The sequence below is a fragment of the Pseudomonas sp. NPDC087690 genome (assembly GCF_044743175.1).
In the GTDB taxonomy this organism is placed as follows: Bacteria; Pseudomonadota; Gammaproteobacteria; order Pseudomonadales; family Pseudomonadaceae; genus Aquipseudomonas.
Genome location: NZ_JBIUVX010000099.1, coordinates 1 through 2,647 on the forward strand (window position 1 = coordinate 1; position 2,647 = coordinate 2,647).

Below are 2,647 nucleotides of genomic sequence, written 5' to 3' on the forward strand. Positions count from 1 at the left end.
ACAAGGGCGCTGACGAGTAATCACTTGTCCGCTCAAGTCATCGCGATTGACGCAATGGGCGGGGACTTCGGTCCCCGCAGCATTGTTCAGGCGAGCCTCGCTTGTCTGTCTGCTACACCCTCGCTGCACCTGACCCTCGTCGGTCAACCATCCCTTCTTGAAGATCTGATCCTCGGCCAGTCGGCTGCCGATCGCGCGCGCCTGACGATTGTTGCGGCCAGCGAAGTCATCACCATGGACGAAAAGCCGACCCAGGCCTTGCGTGGCAAGCCGGACTCGTCGATGCGTGTCGCCCTGGAACTGGTGCGTGATGGCAAGGCTCAGGCCTGTGTCAGCGCCGGTAATACCGGTGCGTTGATGGCACTGTCGCGATTTGTCCTGAAGACGCTGCCCGGCATTGATCGCCCAGCGATGGTGGCCGCGATTCCGACGCAGAAAGGTTTTTGCCAGTTGCTCGATCTGGGCGCCAATGTCGATTGCAGCGCCGAACACTTGCTGCAATTTGCGGTGATGGGCTCGGTGGCAGCGCAGACGCTGGGGATCAATCGTCCGCGCGTTGCGCTGCTGAACATCGGCACCGAAGACATCAAGGGCAATCAGCAGGTCAAACTCGCGGCGACGTTGTTACAGGCTGCTCGCGGTATCAATTACATCGGCTTCATTGAAGGTGATGGCTTGTATCGTGGTGAGGCGGATGTCGTGGTTTGCGACGGTTTTGTCGGCAACATCCTGCTCAAGTCCAGCGAAGGTCTGGCGACGATGATTGCGGCGCGCATCGAGGCCTTGTTCAAAAAGAATTTTGCCTCACGTGCGGTCGGGGCCTTGGCGTTGCCGCTGATGAAGCGCCTGCAAGCTGACCTGGCGCCGGCGCGACATAATGGCGCAAGCTTTCTCGGGTTGCAGGGCATCGTTGTGAAAAGTCACGGTTCGGCCGGGGTTCAGGGCTTTCAGAGCGCGATTCAGCGCGCGCTGATCGAGATCCAGGAGAACTTGCCCGAGCGCCTTCACGGTCGTCTGGAGGATCTGTTGTCTTAGGCGTTTTCGTCGGACAATGCTTAAATGTGACCGCCCGGTTCAAAGGGCCATCCAACTGTCAGTTTCTTGCGTCCCCAAGCGGGGCGTCATTTTCCGACGACAAGATCATTAGGGGCTTGTTACATGTCTGCTTCCCTCGCATTCGTCTTTCCAGGACAGGGTTCGCAGTCCCTCGGCATGCTGGCCGAGCTGGGCGCGGAATATCCGTTGATCCTCGAAACTTTCAAAGAAGCCTCTGCGGCTCTGGGCTATGACCTGTGGGCATTGACCCAGCAGGGCCCGGAAGAGCTGCTCAATCAAACCGATAAAACCCAACCGGCCATTCTGACCGCATCGATCGCCCTGTGGCGTCTGTGGCTGGCGGAAGGTGGTGCGCGTCCGGCATTCGTTGCCGGTCACAGCCTGGGTGAATACAGCGCACTGGTCGCGGCTGGCAGCCTGACACTGGCTGACGCGGTCAAGCTCGTTGAGCGCCGTGGTCAACTGATGCAGGAAGCGGTTCCGGCCGGGCAGGGCGGCATGGCTGCCATTCTCGGTCTGGAAGATGCTGACGTGCTGGCAGCCTGCGCGGAAGCTGCGCAAGGTGAAGTGGTCAGCGCGGTCAACTTCAACTCGCCGGGCCAAGTGGTCATTGCCGGTGCCAAGGCAGCCGTTGAGCGTGCCATCGAAGGCTGCAAGGCGCGTGGTGCCAAGCGCGCCATGCCGTTGCCAGTGAGCGTGCCGTCGCACTGCGAGCTGATGCGTCCGGCTGCCGAGCGTTTTGCCGAATCCATCGCCGCCATCGACTGGCAGGCGCCGCAGATCCCGGTCGTACAGAACGTCAGCGCACAAGTGCCGGCCGATCTGGAAACCCTCAAGCGTGATCTGCTCGAACAACTGTACAAGCCAGTGCGCTGGGTCGAGTCGGTACAGACTCTGGCCGCCAAAGGCGCGACCAGTCTGGTCGAATGCGGCCCGGGCAAAGTCCTGGCCGGTCTGAACAAACGTTGCGCCGAAGGCGTGGCGACTTCCAACCTCAATACCCCAGACGCTTTCGCTGCCGCTCGTGCAGCGCAAGCCTGAATCAGGAGAAACTTGCATGAGTCTGCAAGGTAAAGTTGCACTGGTCACCGGTGCAAGCCGCGGCATTGGCCAGGCCATCGCACTGGAACTGGGTCGTCAGGGCGCCATCGTTATTGGCACCGCGACTTCCGCTTCGGGCGCTGAGCGCATTGCTGCGACCCTGAAGGAAAATGGTATTCAGGGCGCAGGTTTCGAACTCAACGTCACCAGCGATGAATCGGTCAGCGCCGTGCTGGCAGGCATCCAGGAGCAGTTTGGTGCGCCAGTGGCGATTCTGGTCAATAATGCCGGCATTACCCGCGACAACCTGATGATGCGCATGAAAGACGACGAGTGGTACGACGTGATCGATACCAACCTGAACAGTCTGTATCGCCTGTCCAAGGGCGTTCTACGTGGCATGACCAAGGCGCGTTGGGGGCGAATTATCAGTATTGGCTCGGTGGTGGGTGCCATGGGCAACGCTGGCCAAGTAAACTATGCAGCCGCCAAGGCCGGTCTGGAAGGTTTCAGCCGTGCAATGGCGCGTGTAGTCGGTTCGCGTTCGATT

Annotated in this window: 3 protein-coding genes; all 3 read left to right on the forward strand. The window is 60.2% G+C overall.

The window, feature by feature from the left end; genetic code table 11:
• Nucleotides 1–24 precede the first annotated feature (24 nt).
• The gene (gene plsX / locus ACIPIZ_RS29535) at nucleotides 25–1,035 is read left to right on the forward strand and encodes a phosphate acyltransferase PlsX (protein ID WP_082355480.1); all 1,011 of its coding nucleotides are present in this window, start codon (nucleotides 25–27) and stop codon (nucleotides 1,033–1,035) included.
• Nucleotides 1,036–1,158: 123 nt separating this feature from the next.
• Complete coding sequence (gene fabD, locus ACIPIZ_RS29540) at nucleotides 1,159–2,097, forward strand: ACP S-malonyltransferase (RefSeq protein ID WP_105705297.1); 939 nt, start codon at nucleotides 1,159–1,161, stop codon at nucleotides 2,095–2,097.
• A gap of 16 nt (nucleotides 2,098–2,113) precedes the next feature.
• The coding region (locus ACIPIZ_RS29545) for an SDR family NAD(P)-dependent oxidoreductase (protein ID WP_401169043.1) at nucleotides 2,114–2,647 on the forward strand (534 nt) is incomplete at its 3' end.

Bases quoted from the DNA above. Each gene is read 5' to 3' on its own strand.
- fabD (WP_105705297.1), top strand. From the start codon at position 1,159: ATGTCTGCTTCCCTCGCATTCGTCTTTCCAGGACAGGGTTCGCAGTCC.